This is a genomic window from Solwaraspora sp. WMMA2059 (assembly GCF_027497315.1).
GTDB lineage: Bacteria > Actinomycetota > Actinomycetes > Mycobacteriales > Micromonosporaceae > Micromonospora_E.
This window is the reverse complement of sequence record NZ_CP114908.1, coordinates 2,926,935-2,948,321: the sequence shown is the minus strand read 5'-3', so window position 1 is coordinate 2,948,321 and position 21,387 is coordinate 2,926,935. Positions and strand designations below refer to the sequence as shown.

General features: G+C 70.7%; 20 protein-coding genes and 1 tRNA gene. 15 read left to right on the top strand and 6 right to left on the bottom strand.

Annotated elements, in window-relative coordinates; genetic code table 11:
• Positions 1-53 precede the first annotated feature (53 nt).
• Both O7553_RS13610 and O7553_RS13605 read left to right on the top strand, forming a co-directional pair.
• Positions 54-320 carry a TIGR03769 domain-containing protein gene (locus tag O7553_RS13610; protein ID WP_281555153.1) on the top strand — a complete coding sequence of 89 codons (267 nt, stop codon included), beginning with the start codon at positions 54-56 and terminating at the stop codon, positions 318-320.
• A 54-nt stretch (positions 321-374) separates the two neighbouring features.
• Positions 375-1,094 (top strand): class I SAM-dependent methyltransferase, encoded by a 720-nt coding sequence (locus O7553_RS13605; RefSeq protein WP_281555152.1) that lies wholly within the window; start codon positions 375-377, stop codon positions 1,092-1,094.
• A gap of 125 nt (positions 1,095-1,219) precedes the next feature.
• On the opposite strand, the gene O7553_RS13600 is transcribed toward O7553_RS13605, so the two are convergent.
• Positions 1,220-4,318: a choice-of-anchor M domain-containing protein gene (locus O7553_RS13600; RefSeq protein ID WP_281555151.1), complete on the bottom strand. Its 3,099-nt coding sequence runs from the start codon at positions 4,316-4,318 to the stop codon at positions 1,220-1,222.
• 485 nt (positions 4,319-4,803) lie between these two features.
• Between O7553_RS13600 and O7553_RS13595 the strand changes: the two genes are divergently transcribed.
• From O7553_RS13595 to O7553_RS13575, 5 genes are all read left to right on the top strand, one after another.
• Positions 4,804-5,013, top strand: a complete 210-nt coding sequence (locus O7553_RS13595; RefSeq protein ID WP_281555150.1) for a (4Fe-4S)-binding protein — start codon at positions 4,804-4,806, stop codon at positions 5,011-5,013.
• Positions 5,014-5,096: 83 nt separating this feature from the next.
• Positions 5,097-6,680: an ABC transporter substrate-binding protein gene (locus O7553_RS13590; protein WP_281555149.1), complete on the top strand. Its 1,584-nt coding sequence runs from the start codon at positions 5,097-5,099 to the stop codon at positions 6,678-6,680.
• Positions 6,677-7,639 carry an ABC transporter permease gene (locus O7553_RS13585; protein ID WP_281555148.1) on the top strand — a complete coding sequence of 321 codons (963 nt, stop codon included), beginning with the start codon at positions 6,677-6,679 and terminating at the stop codon, positions 7,637-7,639. Before O7553_RS13590 ends, O7553_RS13585 begins: the two co-directional genes overlap by 4 nt.
• Positions 7,636-8,472, top strand: coding sequence for an ABC transporter permease (locus O7553_RS13580; protein ID WP_281555147.1), 837 nt, complete (start codon positions 7,636-7,638; stop codon positions 8,470-8,472). The genes O7553_RS13585 and O7553_RS13580 overlap by 4 nt, the downstream gene beginning before the upstream one ends.
• Positions 8,469-9,980 (top strand): ATP-binding cassette domain-containing protein, encoded by a 1,512-nt coding sequence (locus tag O7553_RS13575; RefSeq protein WP_281555146.1) that lies wholly within the window; start codon positions 8,469-8,471, stop codon positions 9,978-9,980. The genes O7553_RS13580 and O7553_RS13575 overlap by 4 nt, the downstream gene beginning before the upstream one ends.
• Before the next feature lie 23 nt (positions 9,981-10,003).
• On the opposite strand, the gene O7553_RS13570 is transcribed toward O7553_RS13575, so the two are convergent.
• Positions 10,004-10,810, bottom strand: a complete 807-nt coding sequence (locus tag O7553_RS13570) for a GTP-binding protein (protein ID WP_281555145.1) — start codon at positions 10,808-10,810, stop codon at positions 10,004-10,006.
• 94 nt (positions 10,811-10,904) lie between these two features.
• Between O7553_RS13570 and O7553_RS13565 the strand changes: the two genes are divergently transcribed.
• The 4 genes from O7553_RS13565 to O7553_RS13550 all read left to right on the top strand — a co-directional run bounded on the left by O7553_RS13565 (position 10,905) and on the right by O7553_RS13550 (position 14,241).
• Positions 10,905-11,636, top strand: coding sequence for a class I SAM-dependent methyltransferase (locus tag O7553_RS13565; RefSeq protein ID WP_281555144.1), 732 nt, complete (start codon positions 10,905-10,907; stop codon positions 11,634-11,636).
• Positions 11,623-13,182, top strand: coding sequence for an MFS transporter (locus O7553_RS13560; RefSeq protein WP_281555143.1), 1,560 nt, complete (start codon positions 11,623-11,625; stop codon positions 13,180-13,182). The genes O7553_RS13565 and O7553_RS13560 overlap by 14 nt, the downstream gene beginning before the upstream one ends.
• A gap of 125 nt (positions 13,183-13,307) precedes the next feature.
• On the top strand, positions 13,308-13,721 hold the full coding sequence (locus O7553_RS13555) for a transcriptional repressor (RefSeq protein ID WP_348650070.1): 414 nt from the start codon (positions 13,308-13,310) through the stop codon (positions 13,719-13,721).
• Positions 13,714-14,241 carry a flavin reductase family protein gene (locus O7553_RS13550; RefSeq protein ID WP_281555142.1) on the top strand — a complete coding sequence of 176 codons (528 nt, stop codon included), beginning with the start codon at positions 13,714-13,716 and terminating at the stop codon, positions 14,239-14,241. The genes O7553_RS13555 and O7553_RS13550 overlap by 8 nt, the downstream gene beginning before the upstream one ends.
• Positions 14,242-14,568: 327 nt before the next feature.
• Here the strand turns inward: O7553_RS13550 and O7553_RS13545 are convergent.
• The 4 genes from O7553_RS13545 to O7553_RS13530 all read right to left on the bottom strand — a co-directional run bounded on the left by O7553_RS13545 (position 14,569) and on the right by O7553_RS13530 (position 15,777).
• Positions 14,569-14,652 (bottom strand) — tRNA-Leu (locus O7553_RS13545).
• Positions 14,653-14,808: 156 nt separating this feature from the next.
• Positions 14,809-15,072, bottom strand: a complete 264-nt coding sequence (locus O7553_RS13540; protein WP_281555141.1) for a hypothetical protein — start codon at positions 15,070-15,072, stop codon at positions 14,809-14,811.
• On the bottom strand, positions 15,069-15,320 hold the full coding sequence (locus O7553_RS13535) for a helix-turn-helix domain-containing protein (RefSeq protein WP_281555597.1): 252 nt from the start codon (positions 15,318-15,320) through the stop codon (positions 15,069-15,071). Before O7553_RS13535 ends, O7553_RS13540 begins: the two co-directional genes overlap by 4 nt.
• A 160-nt stretch (positions 15,321-15,480) precedes the next feature.
• A complete protein-coding gene (locus tag O7553_RS13530) occupies positions 15,481-15,777 on the bottom strand; it encodes a hypothetical protein (RefSeq protein ID WP_281555140.1) in 297 nt (98 codons plus the stop codon).
• A gap of 432 nt (positions 15,778-16,209) precedes the next feature.
• On the opposite strand from O7553_RS13530, the gene O7553_RS13525 reads away from it, so the two are divergent.
• The 4 genes from O7553_RS13525 to O7553_RS13510 are packed head-to-tail and all read left to right on the top strand — an operon-like array spanning position 16,210 to position 21,238.
• Positions 16,210-18,594, top strand: a complete 2,385-nt coding sequence (locus O7553_RS13525; RefSeq protein WP_281555596.1) for a phosphoketolase family protein — start codon at positions 16,210-16,212, stop codon at positions 18,592-18,594.
• Positions 18,595-18,622: 28 nt separating this feature from the next.
• A complete protein-coding gene (locus tag O7553_RS13520; protein WP_281555139.1) occupies positions 18,623-18,937 on the top strand; it encodes an antibiotic biosynthesis monooxygenase in 315 nt (104 codons plus the stop codon).
• Between the two features lie 19 nt (positions 18,938-18,956).
• Complete coding sequence (locus O7553_RS13515; protein ID WP_281555138.1) at positions 18,957-20,051, top strand: potassium channel family protein; 1,095 nt, start codon at positions 18,957-18,959, stop codon at positions 20,049-20,051.
• Between the two features lie 41 nt (positions 20,052-20,092).
• On the top strand, positions 20,093-21,238 hold the full coding sequence (locus O7553_RS13510; RefSeq protein WP_281555137.1) for a mechanosensitive ion channel family protein: 1,146 nt from the start codon (positions 20,093-20,095) through the stop codon (positions 21,236-21,238).
• Positions 21,239-21,387: the final 149 nt, after the last annotated feature.

The following is a 21,387-nucleotide window of genomic DNA, read 5'->3' as shown; positions in this document are numbered from 1 at the left end:
CTTACCCAGAGCGGGCCGTTCGTGTTCAACACCGCGATCGGCCCGACGGTGACGTGTTCGTCTACCAGACCGGGCCGTTCGGAGCGCCGGTACGCGTTTTCGGTTCCGCAACCGGGCTGCCGGATTCGACCCGGATCGGCGCGGGCACCTACGCGCACGGCAACTGGATGTTCACGGCGCAGGGCAGCTACTGCCTCGCGTTCGAACGCGCCGGCAGTCGGGCCGACGGCGTCCCGCTGTCGGACGCATTCACTCTGGCGGTCGTCGTCGGTGAGGCCGACCCGACCGGCGTCGACCCCGGCGACTGCGCCGGTTCGTAATGGCACCGTTGCGTTCCGACCGCTCTGGTCGGCAGTCGCGGAATGGAGAGTTCGTTGCTCGATCAATACCAGGAATCTGGCGAATTCCTCGACCTGCTGAGCGTTGATGCCTGGCAGACGCTGCGGACACCGGCCCGGCAGGCGCTCGCCGGTGTCCGGTCCGACGCACCTGCTGTCGACCTGGGCGCGGGAAGCGGCCGCGGCGTCCAGGTTCTGGCCGAGACCGTACCGTCATGCGAGATCATCGCGATCGAGCCGTCGCCGGTGCAGCGCGCGGCTCTGCACTCCCGCATCGTCGCCGCCCCGGATCTCGCCGCCCGGACGACTGTCGTTGCCGCGACCGCCGAGCGGGCCACCCTGCCGAGAACGATCAGCGCGGCACTGGTGCTCAACATGATCGGCCACCTGCAGCCGGTCGACCGCCGCGCGCTCTGGCAGCGCCTGGCTGCCCGACTGCGTGCCGGTGCCCCGCTGGTGGTCAACCTGCAGCCGCCGGATGCGGCAGTGCCTGTCCCCGAGTTCGAGTTCACCACCGTGCGCGTTGGCCGGTTCCGATATCAGGGCAGTGGATCCGCCCGTCCAGCTGGACCTGACCAGGTCATCTGGCGAATGCGCTATCGGGTGCTGGACGATCAGGATCAGCCGGTCCGCGACGTTGCCGCCGAGTACGCCTGGCAGGTCCTGTCACAGGAGCAACTGATCGACGAACTGTCGGCGGCCGGGTTTGCCACCGAGATCGGACAGCTCGGGGTGGTTCGAGCCACGCGGTCCTGAGTAATGCCTGACTACGCTCGGGCGACCCGGATCCCGTCCCGTCCACCTGGTGGGCACTGGAGTCGGCCGGTCGATGCGCGGCGGCCAAGTCACCGACGTCGGTGACTTGGCCGCCGCGCGCGGCGTCAGATCGCGGTGAAGGTGATGGTGGCGGAGTAGGTGCCGGGTGCCTGCGTGGTAGGTGCTTCGATACGCAGACCGGCGCCGAGTTCGCTCGTCCCACGCGCGCCGGCGGCACCGACCGCGAGCGGGCTGCTGTCGAGCAGCCCTTGGCCGGACGGGAAGCCGGGTGCTACAGACGCACCGGCGGTCACCGTAGCGGTGCCGGGTCGCGACACGATCCGCGGGGTCCAACCGAGGAACGCACCGGACAGGGTCTCCGTTCCGGAGGTGAAGTCACTCACCTGGCCGGAGGCGGTCCATCCGGGCGCGGCGGCGCGGGTGTCGGTGACCCGGACCGGCCGTAGCTGGCCGGTCGAGACCCAACGGTCGGCCGTAGCGCTGAGCGCGAACTCGCTCATGACCACCTGGTCGTCCGGGCCGACGCCGATCACCAGAGTGCCCTCGGGCACCGCTGCGATGATCTCCTGGCTGGCTGCACCGGGTTCGCCGCCTGGGTCGGGGACGGCAAGGACGACCGGTACCGACTCCGCGACGACAAGGTGGGCCTCATCGTACAACCGGGCGATGATCTCGATCCCGTCGTGTTCGGTGGTCGCGGTGAAGCGGTACGCCGCCGTGGCGGTGTCCGGCACAGCCGTCCACTGCGTGTCGGTGGAGGTCCGGGTGAACCACTGGTAGTGGTCGAACTCGGTCGCCGGCTCCTGCACCGCGGTCAACGTCACCATATCGCCGGGGCGGTAGCGGTCCGCAAGCCCTGCGACGCGAAGCTCGGTCAACGGCGGGCCGGTGTCCCGTACCTCCAATGTCGCCGGTTCTGACGGGCCGTACGCGAGCTGCCCGGTGGGCAGGACGACCGCGACGCTGAGCTCGCGCCCGTTGTCGGCTGCGGCGGTGGTGAAGGTGTACTCCTTGCCGGTCGCGCCGGGGATGGGCGTCGCTTCTGCGGCACCCGCCGGCTTGTCGAACCACTGGTAGCCGGTGAGAACCGTCTCGGGTGACACCTCGGCGGTCAGGCTGGCGACCTCGCCGACGCGGTACGCCGTGTCGCCGGCGACGTTGACCTGCTGGCTAGGTGGGGCACCGTGGTCGTCGACGTGGATCGTCACGGGCTCAGCGGTCATCGGCTCCGCTCCGCCGCCGAAGGTCAGGGTCGCCCGGACCTGTACCCCGTCGAGCGCCTGCTCGGCGACGATGGAGTGGGTCAACCCGGAGGTTGCGGGTACGGCAAGCCACTGGTCGCTGCCGGGCCACGCCCACTGCCAGTTGACTGTGTCGTCCTCGGCCAGCGGCGGGTCGGCGATCAGCTGGAGGTTGATCGGGCCGCCCTGGTGGTAGTGACCGCTGAGGCCGTTGAAGAAGAACAGCTGGGTGGACGGGTCGGCGTCCGACACGTTGAGCTTGCTGGCCTGCTGACCGGTGTACGTCTCAAACGTCCCGAAATCCCAGACCGCAGCCAGCGTCAAGCGGTGGTTGTCGTGGTCGAGGGTGATCGGCAGTTCCAGCGACTTCGCTGCGGCGTCCGTTCCTTCCTGGACGACAGTGCTCTCATGGGTCTCGAGGTCGAGCAGGATCCAGCGGTAGATCAGACCGTCCTTCTCGGGGTACACCGTGGCGGTCGCCCGCAGGGTCTGGCCGACCCGGTAGACGCCCTGGATACCTTCGACCAGTACCTCCCGCCTGCGGATGTCGACCGGAAACGGTGTGGACTGGGTGACGGCCACGCCGTCACGGACGACCTGTACCGCCCATTCGCCGCTGTCGTCGTAGTACGCCGGCAGCACCCGCAGGGTGGTGGCGTCAACCTGGGTGGCGTTGGGCACCGGGAACCATGGGGAGCCCCACCGCTGCACGAGGCGTAGGCTCTCGCCATCGGCGAGCGCCTGGCCGGTCGTCTCGATGACGACCTCGTCGCCGAGGTACGCCGGGCCGCTCGGGACGAAGCCTGCGGCCAGCGGTTCGCCGGTGACGTCGACCGTGATCGGCACCCAGTCGGAGCTGGCGGTGTAGATGCCGTCAGCGCGGATGCGTACCCGTAGTTCGTACCCGTCGTACCCCGCGTCGACCTGCTGCTCGACGACCCCCTGTGCGGCTTCGCCGCCGGTGCCGTTGAAGGACCAGGCGCTGCTGGTCGAACCGATCGGGCGGATGCTCCATCGGAACTGCTCGCCCTCGGCGAGAGTGGCCCCGACCACGTGCGCCCGGAGCGTGTCGCCGGGTTGGTACGACTCGGCGATACCCTCGATGCCAAACTCGCCGCCGGACTCGTCGGTGACCGTCACGGTGATCGGCGTGGACGTCGACGTGCCGGCGACGTTGCCGACCGCCGGCACGAACGAGGCGGTGAGGGAGTGTGTGCCGAGCGCCAGATCCGTCACCGCCAGGGTGGCCTGTCCGGCCTCGACGGCGGTGTGCCCGAGCACCGTGCCGTCGCTGCGGAACTCCAGGTAGCCGTCGAGGTCCGCAGGCGTCACTGTGCCGGTCAGGGTGACGGGGTCGCCGATCGCGAGTTCGGTGGCCGACGCCTCGACCGTGGTGGTGGTGGCGACGGCGCTGGGCAGGCCGCCGACCACAAAGGTGTAGGTGGCGGTGTCGGTCATCGGTGCGTCGTCGACGGTGACGGTGGCGGTGACGGTGAGCCGGTAGGTCCCCGGAGCCGTGAACGCCCAGTTGGCGTGCATGTGGGTACGGCCTACGGTGAACTCCTTGTGATCCTCGTCGGAGGACCACAGCCGGGTCGGGGTACCGAACGATCCCGTCCTGAACAGTTCGAGATCGCCGGGGCCGGTGAAGCCGCTCAGCGTGAACTTCGTCTGGTCGCCGTCGATCGCGCCCGACGGCACCGACTCGGTCGAGAAACCGGGCCACAGCTGGCCGCCGCCGGGGTTGGACTCGGGGGCGATCCACACGTCGGTGCCTGCAGCGGCGATGAACTCGAAGCCGGTGGGCAACGTCTGCGCCGAGTCGTCGTCGATGTGGAACCAGACCTCGTCGGGGGCGAAGCGGGTCCCGTTGCCCTCCGGCACGTCTGCCCTGGTGCCCAGGACCAGGGCGTCGTCGTCGAGGAACGTCGAGACGGCGTCGGTGTGGATGTCCTGGAGCACGCGGTACTCGTGCGGCTCGGGTGCCGGGCCAGCGGTCGCCGATGCCTGGTTCGTAGGTACTAGGAACGCGGCTGCAGTGGCGGCTACCGCCGTGGCGACGGCGCCGGCTGTCAGCCGGTTGGGTAGGCGGCGTGGACGGAAGGGTAAGTGTGTCGCGGTCATGATCAGTTCCTCCTCCAGCCGCAGACCGTAGCAAATGAAAACCGTTCTCGATAGGAGCTGGAGGGGCAGGTCACTGTGCAGGTCTGGCGGGTCGGTGGTTCAGCCGGGCGACGACCGGCGTACTGGGTGCCTGCGGATCGGGGTCGTGACCGCCGGTTCCGGCGACCGCCCGGCGTTGTTAGAATGAGAATCATTTTCTGCTGGGGGTCGCGCTCTCGCCGTGGTCGGCTCCAGTGTGGTTGGAGGCCGGCCGGGTGGGGCTCGGAGCGCCGGCCGGTGGGCGCGGCACTCGGCAGGAGCCGGTGGCGGATGGAGGCACGGGCGTGACGGGCATCGTCGTCGATCAACGGCTGTGTGTGGGGGCGGGTCACTGTGCCCGCCTCGTGCCCGACCTCTTCGATCAGGATCCGCGTACCGGGGTCGTGGTGTGGTTGGGCGGCGGGGGTGACGTCCCGGGTCGCGACGGACTGCGGGAGGTGGTCGCGCTCTGTCCGTCGGGTGCCCTGCGGTGGGAGGCTGTCGCCCCAAGTTGACAATGGTTTTCATCTCGGTGATGCTGTCGTCTGCGGGGGTCCCCCGCGACTACTGTGCTCGACCCCATACCGAGGAGCATCCCTTGGCGCATAGATTCGAACGACGTACGCTGTTGCGGGCCGGTGCGATGTCCCTGGCCGCCGTCGCAGGCGCGCCCATCCTCGCGGCCTGCTCCAACGACGACACTGCCCCCGCCGCAACGGCGTCCGGCACACCCGCACCCAGGTCCGGTGGGACCCTGCGGGCCGCGTTCGTTGGCGGCGGCGCGGCTGAAACGCTCAACTACCTCTTCGGGCCGACGGGTCTGGACTACGTCCGGGCCCGCAGTATGCACGGCGCACTCGGGGTGCTCGATCCGACAGCGGAGCACGGCGTCCGCTACGGCGTGCTGGAGCGCATCGACATCAGCGACGATCTGAGCACGTACACCGTGAAGGTCCGCCCCGGAGTCACCTTCACCGACGGAACCACTCTGACCGCCCGCGACGTGCTCTATTCGCTCAACGCCCCGGTCACCCTCGGTTCGCTGCCGTTCCTCAAGCCGCCGTCGCAGAACTTCGACCTGGCCGCCGCGAGCGTTGACGACGACCTGACCCTCGTGCTGCCGACGCTGCGTCCGATCGCCGACGGCCGGCTCGTGCTCTGTCAGAGCAGCCTGGTCTTCAAGGACGGCACCACCGAGTTCACCCCGGACATGCCGACCTGCGGGCCGTTCAAGCTGGTCGAGTTCGAGCCTGGTCAGGGCGCCGCCTTCGCCCGGCACGACGACTACTACGGCCTCGCCCTCGACGGAGGGCCGTACCTGGACGGGCTCGAACTGCGGACCATCCCGGACGCCGCCGCCCGGGTCAACGCGCTGACCGGCGGACAGGTCGACTTCGTCAGCGACATCGGGCCGGTTGCCGCCCGGACGGTGGGGGAGGACGAACGGTTCGCGGTGGCCGTCTCCGACCTGCCGTACGCGACGTCGCTGTCCTTCGGGCTCAATCTGTCCTTCACCCCGTTCGCCGACGTCCGGGTCCGGCAGGCGGTCAAGTACGCGATCGACCGCGAAGCGATCGTGCGTAACGTCTTCTTCGGTCGTGCTTTCGTCGGCAACGACCTGCCCTCCCTCGGCTTCACCGACTACGCCGAAGAGATCGAACAGCGGCCGTACGACCCCGACCGGGCGAAGGCGCTGCTCTCCGAGGCCGGGGTCGGTACGGTCAAGGTCGCCGTCACCACCGCGCCCGAGGTGGCCGGGATGGCCGAGACCGCGACGGTGGTGGTCGAGAACCTCAAGGCGGTCGGCATCGACGCCACCCTCGACCAGCGCCCGCCGGGACAACTGTTCTCCGACTTCGCCGCGTACACCCAGTTGCCGTTCGCGGCCAGCTACACCCCGCCGGTGCCGCCGCTGTCCAGCTACGCGGCGACCCGAACCGCCGGCTCGCCGTCCACTTTCGGTTTCAATCGGCCGGACATCGACGAGCTCGTCGCGCAGGCCCGTGGGGCGGTCGACGCCGACCAGCGCCGCGCGGCGGCGGTGCAGGCACAGCAGCTGATCTGGGAGGAAGGCAACCAGGTGATCCCGGTCTTCGCACCGTCGATCAACGGTCAGGTCGCCACTGTGCATGGTGTGCGCGACGAGCCGTTCAGCAGTTTCGAGCAGGCATACCTGGCGTGAATCTGGCCCGGGTCGCCGCTGTCGTCGCCCGACGTACCGCCGCTGCGGTCCTGGTCCTCGCCGTCCTGTCGGTGTTGATCTTCACCGTGACCGAGGTGCTGCCGGGCGACGCGGTCGGCGTCGTCGCCGGTGCCGACGCGACCACGACCGATCGGGAAGAGCTCCGCCGGGAGCTCGGCCTCGACGTGGATCCGGTGCAGCGGTACGTCGATTGGGCGACTGCCGCCCTGCGCGGCGACCTGGGCACCGGGTACGTCGGCCGCCGCGAGGTGACCGAGGTGCTGGTTGACCGGCTGCCGAACAGCCTGTTGCTGACCACCCTGGCGATGGCGCTCGCGGTGCCGCTGGCCGTCGCGGTCGGCCTGGTCGCCGGTATGCGGGCCGGCCGGCGTACGGACCGGCTGCTCAGCACCGCGACCCTGGTCGCGGTCGGTGTCCCCGAGTTCCTCGTCGCGGCGTTGCTGGTGGCGGTGTTCGCCGCCGGCCTCGGTCTGCTACCCGAGGTTTCCCTGGTGCCGCTCGGCGGTCGGCCGTGGGACGAGCCCCGAATCCTGGTGCTTCCGGTCGCGGCGCTGGCGGTCGCGGCGCTCGCCGCCGCCGCACGGCTGCTGCGGGCCTCGGTCGCGGAGATTGCTTCGGCACCGTACGTCGAAGCGGCCCGGCTGCGGGGGGTGACCGGTTTCCGGCTCGCCGTGCGACACGTGCTGCCGAACGCAGTGGCACCCGCCGTACAGGTGACCGCGGTCATGTTCGCCGGTCTGATCGGTGGCGCGGTGGTCGTCGAGACCTTGTTCAACTACCCAGGGATCGGCTACGAGCTTCAGCAGGCGGTGGCCAACCGGGACGTGCCGATGGTGCAGGGGCTGGCCCTGGCGACCTGCGCCACCGCGCTGGTCCTGCTGCTGCTCGGTGACCTCGCCCAACTCGCGCTGAATCCCGCGTCACGGGGGCGGTCATGACCAATACCGCGCCGGCGATGGCGGTCGGGCGGGTCGCCCACTCCCGGGTGACCCTGCTGCTCGCCGGCTTCGCAGCCGTCGGCGTCGTGCTCGTCGCGCTGGCCGGCCCACTGCTGGGCAGCAGGTCACCGACAGCACCGGTGGGACTGCCCTTCGAGGCCCCTACCGGGGCGTACCCGGCCGGCACCGACGCGGTCGGTCGCGACGTGCTGAGTCGCCTGCTGCACGGCGGTCGTGCCGTGGTACTCCTCGCTATTGGCGCGACCGCTCTCGCCAGCCTGTGCGGGGCGCTGCTCGGCGTGTTCGCCGGACTGATCGACCGACGGACCGGCGAACTGGTCGTCCGGGTGGTGGACGTCGTCGCGGTCGTGCCCGGGCTGCTGGTGCTGCTGGTGCTGGCGGCCGGCTTTCCGGGCAGCGACAGCGCGGTCCTCGTCGGGGTGGCGCTGGTCAGCCTGCCGTTCTCGGTGCGGGTCCTGCGTGCGGCGACCTGGCAGGTCGCGGTGCGTGGGTTCGTCGACACCGCGCGGGCGCGGGGGGACAGCCGGTGGCGGATCATCCGGTACGACCTCGTCCCGAACATCGTCGGCACCATGCTCGCCGAGGCCGGCATCCGGTTCTCTGCCGCCGTGCACCTTACCGCCACCGCCGGTTTCCTGGGCCTCGGCGCGGGTCCGCCCACCCCGAACTGGGGCCGGATGGTCAGTGAGAACGCGGCCGGGATCAACCTGACGGTCTGGCCGGTGCTGCTTCCGGCGCTGCTGCTGGTGCTCTTCACCGTGTCGGTGAACCTGCTCGCCGACGACCTCGCCGCCCGGTGGGCGGACCGGTGAGCGCCGATCGGCAGCTCGCGACGATCGACGGCCTCGTCGTCGGCCCGGCTGCGGGTGGGCCGCCCATCGTGGACGGGGTGCGGCTACGGATAGCGGCCGGCCAGGTGGTGGCGATGATGGGACGTTCCGGATCCGGCAAGAGCACGACGGCGCTGACGCTGCTGGGACACGTCCGGCCCGGACTGGCGCTGCGGGCCGGCGCCGTCCGGGTCGCCCGATCCGATCCGTTCACCTCGGCCGGTGCCGCGGCGGTCCGCCATCGACATGTCGCCTACCTGCCACAGGACGCCGCCGCCACGTTGAATCCGTCCCGCCGGCTCGCCAGCCAGCTCGGCGAGGCCGTCGCCGACGCCGCACGGCGCGGCGAGACCCAGGGTGGTGCGACGGTGGCGCACCTGCTGGAAGCCGTACGGCTGCCCGCCGACCGAGACTTCCTGCGCCGGTACCCGCATCAGATCTCCGGCGGTCAGGCGCAGCGTGTCGCGTTCGCCATCGCCCTCGCGGCCGACCCGGACCTGCTTGTCCTCGACGAGCCGACCGCCGGCCTCGACCCGGTGCTGGCCCGTGGTGTACAGGAGCTGATCAGATCGTTGACCGGGCACCGGGCCACCTTGCTGATCAGCCATGACCCGGACCTGGTCCGGGCGGTCAGCGACGAGGTGGTCGTCCTGGACGGGGGCCGCCCGGCGGTCACCGGACCGCCCGGCCGGGTCCTGGCCGCGCCGGCACCGGCCGGGCCCGGCCCCGCCACCGGGTCGGCCGACCCGGTGCTCGCGGTCCGGGGGTTGGGCACCCGGCACGGCCGGCGTACGGCGCTCGCCCAGGTGGATCTCGACGTCGCTGCTGGGGGTTGCCTCGCTGTCGTCGGCCCCTCGGGTGCCGGCAAGTCGACGCTCGCGCGATGTCTGGTCGGGTTGCACCCCTATGACGGAGCCGTCCTGCTCGACGGTGCGCCGCTGCCGGCGACCACCCGGCGACGCAGTCCCGCCCAGCGACGTGACCTGCAGCTGGTGGCCCAGGACAGCGCGGGCGCGCTGAACCCCCGGGAGACCGTCGGCCACGCCCTGCTGCGTCCGCTGCGGCAGTTGCGTGGCCTCGACCCGCGAGCGGCCCTTGCGGCGGCGGGCGAGTTGCTGGACCGGGTGCATCTGCCGGCCGGCGTCGCCGATCGGCGACCGGGCACACTGTCTGGTGGGGAGCGTCAACGGGTCAACCTCGCGCGGGCGCTGGCCTGCCGGCCCCGCGTGCTGATCTGCGACGAGGTGACGTCCGCGCTCGACGTCGCGACGGCCGGTACGGTGCTGGGGCTGCTCGCCGAGCTGCGTCGTGACCTGGGGCTCGCGGTAGTGCTGATCACCCATGACCTGGCCGCCGTGGCCGGGTGGTCCGACGCGGTCGTCGTGCTCGACGCCGGCACGGCGGTGGAGTCCGGCCCGACCCTGGCGGTGCTCAGCTCACCGCGGCATGAGGTCACCCGGGCCCTGCTCGATGCGGCGGGCGGCCGGTGACGAGGAATCGGCCGGGCCTGAACTCATGACGGTTCGGCCGGCGTGGAGTGCGCCGGTGCGGTGTCGTCGTCGAGCGGAAAGCAGCCGGCGAACGGGTCCGGCAGGTCGCGCCAGCGGTCGAACCCGTCGGCGATCTCGTCGTCGGTGAGCAGGCACGCGGTCAACAGGTCGGTGAGCGCCGTCGCGTCGACTCGCAGGCCGACGAACGCCAGCGCCGTGCGGCGGTCACCGTAGTAGGGATCCCAGCTCAGGTCGGCGGCGATGCGACGATAGTCGCTGGCCTCGCCCCACCGGTCCGCCGGCAGTGCCGCCAGCCAGTAGCCGAGGCTGCCCATCGCGACGCCGCCACCGACGAACTCGAAGCCCACCACGGCGTCGGGCTGGCTGGCGATCCACAACTGCCCCCGCCCCCGGAGCAGATCCTCGGTGAGGTCCTCCAACGCGTCGTGCAGCCGCTGGGGGTGGAACGGGCGGCGGGTCTCGAACAGCAGCGACACCACGCCGCAGTCGCTTTCGGGAGCGTGCACGGCGATCGGGAAGCCTTCCAGGGCGCGACCGAGCGGGCCTGGCGCGGCCGGGTCGTGCCGGCCGGTGCGCAGCAACGCGGCCGCCAGATCGCCGTGCTGTCCGGTGTCTTGTAGCCCCGTGTCGTGCTTGGCGCCGATCTTGAGGTGCCGGGCCCAGGGCGCGAGCCGGTAAAGCAGAGCGGACAGCCGCGCCTGCTCGAAGGGGTCACCGGAGCGTTCCCACGACACCACCGTGTCGGCGTACTCGATCTGGCGGACCACCACCTCGGCGACGGCCCGGTGGTCGTCGTCAGCGGCGTGCAACTGCCGGTCACGCAGGTCATCGGTGCTGGTCAGACCGTGACCGCTACCCGCGTTTCGACCGTCAATGCCAACCCGTCCGATCGGAGGAGAGCCGGTGCGTGACTACTACTCGCCGGTGGCCGAGTTCTACGAGATGGTCGCCGCCCGACAGGCGACCAGCAGCGGACCGGCCCTGGCCGCCGCGCTCACCGGTGTCGACCCGTCAGCCGGGCCGGTCGTCGAGATCGGTGCCGGTACCGGTCGGGTCACCGAGATCATCGCCGCGGCGCTGCCGAGCGCGCGGATCGTGGCGGTCGAGCCGTCCACCGCGATGCGGGCGGTGCTGACCAGCCGGGTCGCGGCCGACGACGGGCTGCGGCAACGGGTCACCGTGGTCGACGCCGCCGCACCGGACCTGCCGCTGCCCGCCACCATCTGCGCCGCCGTGGTGTTCGGCGTCGCCGGTCACCTCGACGAAGCAGCGCGGATCCGACTGTGGCGGCTGCTACGGAGCCGGCTCGCGCCCGGCGGTGTGGTGGTGGTCGAGCTGATGGGCGTACGGCAGCCGCGGGAGATCCCGTCGGCGCTGTCGATCCGCGATTCGATCGGCCGGCACGACTACGAGTGGTGGGTCGCCGGTAGCCCGGCCGGCGGTGACCTGATGCGGTTCACCACCACCTGGCGGGTGTACCGCTCCGGTCGGTTGGTGCGTGAGGTGACCGACAGCTACGACTGGCACACCATCGACGGCGACCAGCTCGCCCGCGAGTCCGGCATGGTCAGCCGGCCCGCCGCCGCCGTCACCGGCGCCGGAGCCCCAGAGGTGGTCGTCCTTGCCACCGCATGATTCGACTACGGCCGCCCGCCGCACCCTGGTCACGGTCAGCGTCGCCGCCGCCATCACCACGATGGACATCACCATCGTCAACGTCGCGTTGGCGGCGGTCGCCGCTGATCTGTCGGCTACTCTCCCGCAGCTGCAGTGGACGGTCAACGCGTACCCGCTGCTGTTCGCGGCCTTGCTGCTCGTCGGCGGATCGGTGTCGGACCGGCTCGGTCGGCGGCGGATCTTCGTCGCCGGCGTGATGCTGTTCACCGTCGGTTCGCTGCTGTGCGGCGTTGCGCCTGACCCGGGGGTGTTGATCGCCGGCCGGGCGGTGCAGGGCATCGGTGGCGCGCTGATCTTCGCGCCCGCGTTGCCGTTGCTGGCGGCGGCCTACCCGGGGGAGCGGCGCAACGCCGCGATGGGAGTGTTCAGCGCGACCGCCGCCGTCTCCGCGGCCATCGCGCCGCTGGTCGGCGGTGCGCTGGTGTCGAGTCTCGGTTGGCGGGCCATCTTCCTGGTGAACCTGCTGCCCGGCGCGTTCGTGCTGTTCGGCGCGCTGCGCTGGCTGCCGGCCGCCGGTCGGCAGCGGGGCCGTCGGCTCGACCTCGCTGGGGCGGTCCTCGGGGTGCTGCTGCTCGGGGCGGTCAACCTGGCGGTCATCTCCGGCGCCGACGACGGATGGACGCGTCCGGTCACGCTGGTCGCCGCCGGCGTCGCGCTGGTCACCCTCGTGCTGTTCGTCGCCACCGAGCGGCGGGTCGCTGATCCGATGCTGCAACTGGCGTTGTTTCGGATCAGGGCCTTCACCGGGGTGAGCGTGCTGAGCTTCCTGACCCGGGCGGTCGGGTTCGGCACGATGCCGTACCTGGTGCTGTGGCTGCAGGGCATGCTCGGTTACTCGCCGCTGCAGGCCGGGCTGCAACTGTCCGCGTTGTCGGCGGCGATCGTGGCCGGCAGCCTCGTGGTGGCGCGGCTGCAGCACCGGTACGGCAACCGTACGGTCGTGGTCACCGGTTTCGTCGTCATCTGTGTGGGCTACCTGCTCGTCGCCCGGGTCGGCGCCGACTCGACATGGCTGGTCGCATTGCCGGGCCTGGTACTGATCGGCGCCGGCATGGGACTGCTGTTCGCGCCGCTGATGGGCATCTCGGTGTCGGTGGTACCGCCGCAGCGGGCGGGGATGGCCAGCGGTACGGCGAACGTGTTCTTCCCACTCGGCACGGCGGTCGGTGCCGCCGTCTTCGGCGCGGTGCTCGCCGGCCGGGTCGGCTCGGGGTTGTCTGACGACGCGATACGGACTGCCGGGGCGGCCGGGCCGACGGCCCAGCGGCTGCGGGATCTGACGTCGGCCGGGCGGTTCACCGACCTGCCGCCTGAGGTGGAGGTGCTGGCCCGGGTCGCGTTCGCCGAGGGCCTGGCCACGGTCTCCTGGGTGGCGGCCGGGGCGGCGGCCGTCGGAGTGGCGGTCGCGCTGGCGACGGTTCCGTCCCGACGTGACAAGCCGGACGTCGCCGTCGCGCGGACACCGGCGAGGGCCGACGTACGGCGACCGGACGGCGGCGACTGATCACGGAAGTCGGGCGATGTGGGTACCGGTCATCGTGCCACCGGTGCCCGGCACCCACATCACCACCGATCCTCCTCGCCACCATTATGATAATGGGAATCGTTATGTACAAGGGGGTTGGTGTCGTGAAGCAGTCGCCTGCGGAGCCCGGCCGATCCACCCGGCAGCGCAACGAGATCCTCACCCTGCTGGACGCGACCGCCGAGTTCCGCAGTGCTCAACAGCTGTACGCAGAGCTACGTGCCCGGGGCTCGACCGTCGGCCTGACCACCGTCTACCGGACCCTGCAGGTGTTCGCGAATGCCGGTCAGGTCGACGTGATGCACGGCGCGGGTGGCGAGCAGCTGTACCGCCGGTGCAGCCAGACCGAGCATCATCACCTGGTGTGCCGGCTCTGCGCCCGTACCGTCGAGGTGGCCGGGCCACCCACCCAGGAGTGGATCGGTCAGGTCGCCGATGAACACGGCTTCACCGACGTGAACTACATGCTCGAGCTCTTCGGGGTCTGCATCAACTGCGCCCGGCGCGGCGATGACTGAACGATCGGGCCCGACGGTGACGGCGGGCCGGTTCCGCGAGGTGATGCGCGCCTATCCGACCGGCGTCGTCGGGGTGACCGCCGCCACCGACCGAGGCCCCCGCGCCCTGCTGGTCGGCTCCTTCCTCTCCATTTCGCTGCGGCCGGCGCTGGTCGGGTTCTGCGTGGGGGAGCAGTCCACGACCTGGCCGGACATCCGACAGGCGGCCCGGTTCGGGATCGGCATTCTCGCGGCCGACCAGCAGGACCTCGGCAGAACGCTCGCCGCACCCGGCCCGCAACGCCTGGCCGGAGTGCCGTGGCGGCCGTCCAGTGCCGGTGTCCCGGTCCTCCCAGGCGTGCTCGCACATCTGGAATGTGTACCGGTCGTCGAGCACCCGGCCGGCGACCACACGCTCGTTGTCGCGGAAATCCGCTCCGCCGAGAGCCTTCGCGACCACCAACCGCTGATCTTCTTCCATCGCACCTTCGGCACCGTCACCGATGCCCGCAGCGGCGACCGACAGGTACGGTCCGGCTGATCGCCAGTCCCCGGCGGCGTAGCTGAACGCCGGATTATCGGCCGAGTACGACGTGCACAGGTTGCGCCCCTGGCCCGCCACGGACCACCTGAGGTTCAAGCGTAGAAGTCACCATAAAGGCTGAGCTACGCCAGCTCGCCGGCCATGACCCTCGCCGAGATCAACACCGCGGTCGAGGCGCTCTCCGGCATCGCTGACGTCCTACGCACCGCCGACCCCGTCGACAAGGCCCAGGTCTACCAGCAGCTCGGACTCAAGCTCACGTACAAACCAGGCCCCCGCATCATCGAAGCGGAGGCCAACCCTGATGAATCAGGTACCAGTTTGTGTCCGAGGGGGGACTTGAACCCCCACGCCCTATACGGGCACTAGCACCTCAAGCTAGCGCGTCTGCCATTCCGCCACCCGGACCTACCCGGACCACTCTACCGCCCCCATTCGGTAGGCCGACAGCCGGACGTCGACACCGTGGGGTCGGCGGCTGAGGGCCGCACGGGGCAAGACTGTACACGAACGGAGTGGATCATGCACAACCGTGCCGACGGGCGTTGCCGGCAGGCACGGCAGCTAACCGGACAGGAGCATCTGGATGGTGCCGGCCACTGCGGTCACCGCGTCGAGCGGGGCGTCCGCGAGCCGGCAGATCGCCACACCGAGCAGTAGCCAGGCTCCTCGGCGGCGCAACACGACCCGGACGGTGACATGGAACTCGACCGGCGGCAGGGGCCGGGCCGCCTGGCTTGCTCCGACGCTGCCATCGCCGCCGGCGTCCGCGCGGTGACCTGGTCCGCGTCGGCCTTGGCCTCCGACCGACCGTCGTCCGGTCGTCATGACCGATTCCGATGTCCGGCCGACCGGTCCCGGATCGACTGACGTGCCTCGGTAGCCGACATGCCGAACAGGTGCCTGAAGTCTCGGGCGAACTGGTCCGGACGGGAGTAGCCGTGCGCGGAAACGATCTCGTTGATGGCGGTCGACGACAGTTCCGGGTCGCGCAGGCTGCGGCGGCATTCCGTCAGCCGCAGTTTCTTGACGAGTTGCATCGGTGTCGTCCCGGTGTCTTCGAGAATCCTGTACAGGTAGCGGGCGAGATGCTGGCGGCTCCGGCGATTCCGACCAGGAACGCCGCGACGAGCCCGCGTCCCGGCATCCGTCTCGGTAGGATCGAGCCGACGAGTGGGCGTACCGCCGCCTCGGGCGCTGGCACGAGAGCCCGGGGGAAGGTCACCATTGCCAGCCTCATGGGGGTACGCCCGGGCACGTGCCGGGCATCCCAGGGGCGTGACGTGTCATAGAGCGCGATGTCCCGTGGGCGTAGCGTCCCTGGTTACCGTTCTGCTCGACCCGGAGCTCGCCGCTGACGAGGACGCAGACCCGGTAGGACTCCGGATCACTGGCCCGGATCAGCCGTTGCGTCCGGAGGGCCACGCCTTCGGTGTCGGACAGCCAGCTCGTCGCCTCGACCTCATATTGGCCGACCTGGGCGATCCGAATCGCGGTGGTCAGGGACAGCGACGAACGGCCACGGATCTCCACCGGCGCGACCTCGGCCGTCGCTTCGGTTCGGTAGTACTCGTAGCGGTCCAGGGGGGTGGACCGAACCGGTGTCGTAGAGGGTACGCACTGCAGATCACTTCCTGCTCGAAAACTCTGCTGACAAGAGAAGTGTCGGCACCGTGGACCGGGTGGAGTTGGCTGTGGATGCACAAATCACACTGTCGTACGTCGATATGCCGGCCGCCTTGCCGGTCCACCGTGTCGGCGTCAACGGCCGGCCAGGGGCAGGTCAGAGCATGTCAAGGGTCGTTGTGCCCCTGCCTGACAGGCACTGGAGCCCGGGAAAAACCGCAGCGGCCCCCCTACGATCGGTCGTGGACGTACCCCCTGATGAGGAGGAATCCGCTCGTGACTGCCGTGACCGATCAGCGCACCCCGACCTGGGCCGGCCGCGCCGGCGCGGACGACGGGCTGCTGCGGGTGCTCGCCGCGCCCGACGACGCCGAGCTGGCGCAGTTGGACGCCTGGTGGCGGGCCGCCAACTACCTGACCGTCGGGCAGATCTACCTGCGGGGCAACCCGCTGCTGCGCGAGCCACTCGCCCCGGAGCACATCAAGCCGCGGCTGCTCGGCCACTGGGGGACCAGCCCCGGCCTTTCGTTGATCTACGCCCACGTGTCCCGGTTGATCCGGCACACCGGCCAGCAGGCGATCTACCTCACCGGCCCCGGCCACGGCGGCCCGGCGCTGGTGGCCGCCGGCTACCTGGAGGGCACATACACCGAGATCTACCCGGACGTCACCCGCGACGAGGCCGGCATGCTGCGGCTGTTCCGGCAGTTTTCCAGCCCCGGCGGCATCCCCAGCCACGTCTCGGTCACCACCCCCGGCTCCATCCATGAGGGCGGCGAGCTGGGCTATGTCCTGGTGCACGCCTTCGGCGCGGTGATGGACAACCCGGACCTGCTGGCCATCGCCGTGGTCGGTGACGGCGAGGCGGAGACCGGTCCGCTGGAGGGCTCCTGGAAGGGTGTCTCGTTCATCAACCCCGCCCACGATGGCGCCGTATTGCCGATCCTGCATCTCAACGGCGCTAAAATCGCCGGGCCGACGGTGCTGGGGCGCAAGGACCGCGGCGAGGTCCGTTCGCTGCTGGAAGGCCACGGGTACGAGGTCATCGAGGTCGAGGGCGACGACCTGCCCGGCATGCACGTGCGGTTCGCCGCCGCCCTCGCCGACGCCTGGGGCAGGATCCGCCGGATTCAGGAGGCCGCGCGCTGCGGCGACTGGGACGGCTCCCGCCCCCGCTGGCCGATGATCATCCTGCGGTCGCCGAAGGGCTGGACCGGCCCGGAGCAGGTTGACGGCGTCACCGTCACCGGCACCTGGCGGTCGCACCAGGTGCCGCTGTCCGGCGTCCGGGACAACGCCGACCACCTGGCGATCCTGGAAACCTGGCTGCGCTCGTACCGCCCGGAGGAACTGTTCGGCGCCGACGGCGCGCCGACCGCGACGGTGACCGGCGTCAACCCCGACGGCGACCTGCGGATGAGCGCCAGCCCGCACGCCAACGGCGGCCTGCTGACCCGCGACCTGGACATGCCCGACTTCCGCGAGTACGCGGTCGACGTGCCGCAGCCGGCGCGGCTGCGCGCCGAGTCGACCCGCAAGCTCGGCGAGCTGATGCGTGACATCTACACCCGCAACCCGGACCGGTTCCGGCTGTTCTGCCCGGACGAGACGAACAGCAACCGGCTCGGTGCCGTCTTCGAGGTCTCCGACCGCGGCTTCATGGAGGAGGTGTATCCGACAGACACGGCGATCAGCCGTGACGGCCGGGTGATGGAGGTGCTGTCCGAGCACAACTGCCACGGCTGGCTGGAGGGCTACAACCTGACCGGCCGCCACGGCATGTTCGCCACCTACGAGGCGTTCGCCATGGTCAGCGCGTCGCAGACGGTGCAGCACGGCAAGTGGTTGCAGGAGGCGGCGCACCTGCCGTGGCGGGCCAAGGTGCCGAGCCTGAACATCCTGCTGACCTCGACGGCCTGGCGTAACGACCACAACGGCTTCTCCCACCAGGGGCCCGGGCTGATTCAGGTGGTGCTCAACCAGCGGGGCACCGTGTCGCGGGTCTACCTGCCGCCGGACGCCAACTGCCTGCTGTCGGTCGCCGACCACTGCCTGCGGTCCAGGTCGTACGTGAACCTGATCGTCATCGACAAGCAGCCGCAGCTGCAGTGGCTGACCATTGACGAGGCGGTCGAGCACTGCGCCAAGGGTGCGGACATCTGGGAGTGGGCCGGCACCGACGACGGCAGCTCGGAGCCGGACATCGTGCTGGCCTGCGCCGGTGACGTGGTCACCATGGAGACGGTCGCCGCCGCGCAGATCCTCCGGCAGCGGCTGCCCGGCATGAAGGTCCGGGTGGTCAACGTGGTCAACCTGATGCGGCTGCCCCGGCCCAAGGACCACCCGCACGGCATGAGCGAGACGATGTTCACCGAGCTGTTCACCGACTCGGTCGACGTGGTGTTCGCCTTCCACGGCTACCCGGGGGCCATCCACCAGCTGGTGCACGGCCGGCCGGACGCCGACCGGTTCCGGGTGCGGGGCTTCATCGAGGAGGGCACCACCACCACCCCGTTCGACATGACGGTCCGCAACCGGGCGTCGCGCTACCACCTGGTGATGGACGCGATCAACAACGCCCGGCGGCTGCCACGCGGTGCCGCCGACCTGAAAGTCTGGTGCGAGCAGCAACTGGCCCGGCACGAGGCGTACGTGGTGGAGCACCTGGAGGACATGCCCGAGGTGCGGGACTGGTCGCTGGGCGACTGGGCCAACCAGGGCTGAGCGCGGGTACCCCGACTAGGCTGTCCACATGGCAGTGGTGAAGATCAACGCGATCGAGGTCCCCGACGGCGCCGGCGACGAGCTGGAGCGGCGGTTCGCCGCTCGCCAGGGGGCGGTGGAGAACGCGCCCGGGTTCCTGGCGTTCGAGCTGCTGCGCCCGGTCGCGGGGGAGGGCCGCTACTTCGTCTACACCCGCTGGGAGAGTGAGGAGGCCTACCAGGCGTGGGCGGCCGGCCCGGCCCGGCAGGCCCACGCCGCCGGGGACGGCGAGCGGCCCCGCCCGGCGGTGGCGACCGGCGCCAGCCTGCTCGAGTTCGAGGTCGTGCAGTCGACAACCCGGTAAACGGGGTATAGCTGCCCACATGATGTGGCTGTGGGCGGTACCGGGTGGCGCGTTGATCGCCGTGGTGGTGGTCGACGTCTGGTTGACGATCCTGCACCCGGACGCGGAGGGCCCGCTCGCCGGTGCGGTCCGGCGGTCGGTGTGGCGGCTGTCGTCGTTCGCCGCGAACCGGCGTCGCCGACCCGAGCGTACGTTGCTGGTCTGGGCCGGGCCGGTGCTGGTGACCGGCACCTTCCTGGCCTGGATCGTGCCGCTGGTGTTCGGGGTCGCGTTGGTGGTGTGGCCGCACCTGGACGGCTACCACCGGGTCGCCGGTTACGGCCCGGCCGGTTTCGACGACGCTCTGTACTTTTCCGCCGGCACCCTCACGGTGCTCGGCTACGGCGACCTCACCCCGGACACCTCGGCGCAGAAGCTGCTCGCGGTGTGCGTCGCGGCGCTCGGCTTCGCGTTGTTCGCCGCGCTGGCGACGTACCTGATCGAACTGATCACCGGGTTGACGGTGCGGAACCGGTTCGCGCTCGCCGTGCACGACCAGGTCCGCGGCAGCGACGGCGTCGGGCTGATCGTGCGCAGCCTGACCGCCGAAGGGGTCGACGCCGCCCGGCAGCGCTGCGCGGACTGGGCGGCCGACCTGCGCGCGATCGACGACACCGTCCGGCGGTACCCGTTGGTGGCGCTCACCTACCGGCCGCGGCGGCCGGACTACGACCTCGAACCGGCTCTGGAACATGTCGTCGAGGCGACCGTCGCCGCGCTGCTCACCGCCCGCTGCGCCACCTGGCGTGGTCTCGGACCACGGGCCGAAGAGCTGGCGTACGCGTTGCTGCGCGCCCAGGACACAATTGCCCGCCGCTACCTGAACGACACGGTCCTGGACGTCGACGACGACGCCGACCACGACGACGCCGACCAGATGCTGCGGCGCCTGCAGTCGCGGCTCGCCGCCGAGCTGGGTGACCGGTACGACCAGAAGACGAGCCGGGACGGGCTGGTCGGGGTGGTGTTGGCCCGGTCCGTACCGTTCCTGGCCGGTCTGCGGGGCTGGTCCGCCCCGTTGGTGACGCTGCGCGACGTCGACCGGTCCTCGGCCGGCACCGGTCAATGTGATTAGCTGGCCGCTGCCGACAAACCGATGGGAAGGAGATGTCGGACGTGTCCGACGCCCTGGTCAGCGCCGCGATCGTGATCGGATCGGCGGCTGCGGCGGCCCTCGCCGTCACCGTCGTCTACCGCATCCTCCGCTTCGCGGGCCGCCGCTCCACGCTGCTCACCGACATCTCCCGGCGCGCCTTCTGGCCGACGGCGATCATCGCCGCGCTGCTCGCCGCCCGCTTCACCATCCCGATCGCCACCACCAACGGCTGGCACGAGCCGGTGCAGCACGCGATCCTGCTGGCGACCATCGCCACCGGCGGCTGGCTGGTTGCCACCCTGCTCGGCCTGGCCGCCGACACCGCGCTGCGCCGATTCCCGATCGACGTCAACGACAACCTCGCCGCCCGCCGCGCGCACACCCAGATCACCGTGATCCGCCGGGTCGCCTTCGCCGTCGTCGGCGTGCTCACCGTCGGCGCGATGCTGATCACCTTCCCCGGGGCCCGAGCCGCCGGCGCCAGCGTGCTGGCCTCCGCCGGTCTGGTCGGTGTGGTTGCCGCGCTCGCCGCGCAGAGCACCCTCGGCAACATCTTCGCCGGTCTGCAGCTCGCCTTCGGCGACGCGCTGCGCCTCGACGACGTGGTCGTCGTCGAGGGCGAGTGGGGCCGCATCGAGGAGATGACTCTCGGCTACGTGGTGGTGAAGATCTGGGACGAGCGCCGGCTGATCCTGCCGTCGAACTACTTCACCACCACGCCGTTCCAGAACTGGACCCGGACCGCGTCGTCGGTGCTCGGCACCGCCGAGATCGACGTCGACTGGAGCCTGCCGGTCGAGTCGATGCGTCAGGAACTGCGCCGCATCGTCGAGTCGGAGGCAGCCGCGCCGCTGTGGGACGGCCGGGTCTGCGGGCTGCAGGTGACCGGGGCCACCGACGGCAACATCCGGACCCGCGCGCTCGTGTCGGCGGCGAATTCGTCCGCCTTGTGGGACCTGCGGTGCCTGGTCAGAGAGCAACTGGTGGCCTGGGTGCAGGAACAGCATCCGCAGTCGCGGCCCCGAGTCCGCGCCGAGGTCGGCGGCCACGACGGTGGTACGTCGCACCCGGCGGCCCCGCTGCAGCGGGTCAACCTGTCCGACCCCGCTGCGGTCGAGACCACCCCCGGCGTCGGTGACCAGAACTCGTCCGCCGACCACCGTTAGCAGCACCTACGCCACGGGGTCGAACCGGTGGGAACTTCCGCGCCGCCATGTCCGACTCAACTATCGGAAGACCCCGAACGGGGAGACAAGCGCCGCTACCGGGTGGCCCCGGTAGCCGGCCCACCCTTCGTATCCGAACAGGGAGAACA

What these genes read in the sequence shown, in the direction of transcription:
- O7553_RS13580 (WP_281555147.1), top strand. Translation starts at nt 7,636, where the DNA reads ATGACCAATACCGCGCCGGCGATGGCGGTCGGGCGGGTCGCCCACTCC.
- O7553_RS13550 (WP_281555142.1), top strand. Translation starts at nt 13,714, where the DNA reads ATGACTGAACGATCGGGCCCGACGGTGACGGCGGGCCGGTTCCGCGAG.
- O7553_RS13540 (WP_281555141.1), bottom strand. Translation starts at nt 15,072, where the DNA reads ATGACGACCGGACGACGGTCGGTCGGAGGCCAAGGCCGACGCGGACCA.
- O7553_RS13520 (WP_281555139.1), top strand. Translation starts at nt 18,623, where the DNA reads ATGGCAGTGGTGAAGATCAACGCGATCGAGGTCCCCGACGGCGCCGGC.
- O7553_RS13515 (WP_281555138.1), top strand. Translation starts at nt 18,957, where the DNA reads ATGATGTGGCTGTGGGCGGTACCGGGTGGCGCGTTGATCGCCGTGGTG.